Origin of the sequence: Kitasatospora nipponensis, from assembly GCF_039528135.1 — a bacterium.
Taxonomy (GTDB): Bacteria; Actinomycetota; Actinomycetes; order Streptomycetales; family Streptomycetaceae; genus Kitasatospora; species Kitasatospora nipponensis.
Genome location: NZ_BAAALF010000481.1, coordinates 1 through 1,184 on the forward strand (window position 1 = coordinate 1; position 1,184 = coordinate 1,184).

Annotated in this window: 1 protein-coding gene; it reads left to right on the forward strand. The window is 51.5% G+C overall.

Annotated features, from left to right (window positions below; genetic code table 11):
- Positions 1–24: 24 nt before the first annotated feature.
- Positions 25–1,184, forward strand: a 1,160-nt coding sequence (locus ABD323_RS41325) for an NB-ARC domain-containing protein (protein WP_344447236.1), incomplete at its 3' end; no start/stop codon positions are given.

The window sequence follows — 1,184 nt, forward strand, 5'->3', positions numbered from 1 at the left end:
AGAGATCCGTCATTTGTTCTGGGATTGGAGATTAGATTCCCAGATGTAGCACCTGAAGCCTCTGGGCGCCACAACCTCCCAATCCCAGATTTTGATGAAACTGGGTTCATTGGGCGGAAGTCTGTAATCCGGTCCCTCATTAAGACAATTCGGGGGCCCTATCCGGTAATCAGCCTGGTAGGGGATGGAGGAATCGGAAAGACCACACTCGCCCTTAAAGCCGCCTATGAAATTCTCGACTCGCACGACAGCCCCTTCGATGCAGTCGTGTGGACCACCGCCAAGAATTCTCTGCTTACGGCAAGTGAGATCAAGAGAATCCAAGGGGCAGTGAAGGATTCACTTGGAATGCTCCGGGTCGCCGCAGAGGAACTCGGGGGAAAGGTTGCATCTGCAGATCCGATGCAGGAGGTTCTGGAGTACATGCAACACTTCAAAGTGTTGTTGATTCTGGATAATCTTGAAACGGTACTGGATGCAAAACTTCGGGAATTTCTCCGCGAGCTTCCCAATGGTAGCAAAGTTCTCATTACGAGTCGCATCGGAATTGGCGCCCTCGAGAATCCGATCAGAATCGAGCCTTTGGAGAAGAGCGAGGCGATCAGCCTGCTTCGCGCGCTCGCAAAGATCCGCAACGTGGCTGCTCTGCTGGATGCCAGTCCGCAAGCACTCGATAGAATTGTGGAGCGAACCTCAGCCCATCCGCTGTATATCAAATGGTTCGTCTCAGTAGTCCAATCCGGCAGGCGGCCAGAAGATGCACTCAACAGTGGCCTTCTGCTTGACTATTGCATGTCCAATGTCTATGGCTATATTTCCGAAACCGGAAAGCTAGTGCTTCGCTCGATGCAAACCCTAAACGGCGCTCACAATCAAGCCGAGCTTGCATATTTGAACGAGCTAGATGTCAAGCAACTCCAGACTGCCATTCTGGAACTCATCACCACAAATTTCGTTCTAATGCGGACATCTTCAGCCGGCAATGCGGTAGTGACCGAGTATGAGCTCAGCGAGTTCGCCCAGGACTACCTCGAAAAGCATCACCCTGTGGGTGATGATGAGCAGCGTTGGCTGCGCGAAATGAACGCAGGACTATTTGCCTACGGTGAACAAATTAGCCTAAATGCCAAGTCAAATCGATACGATGAAAAATCACTTGATGTGCGCGACGCCAAGGACTTCAG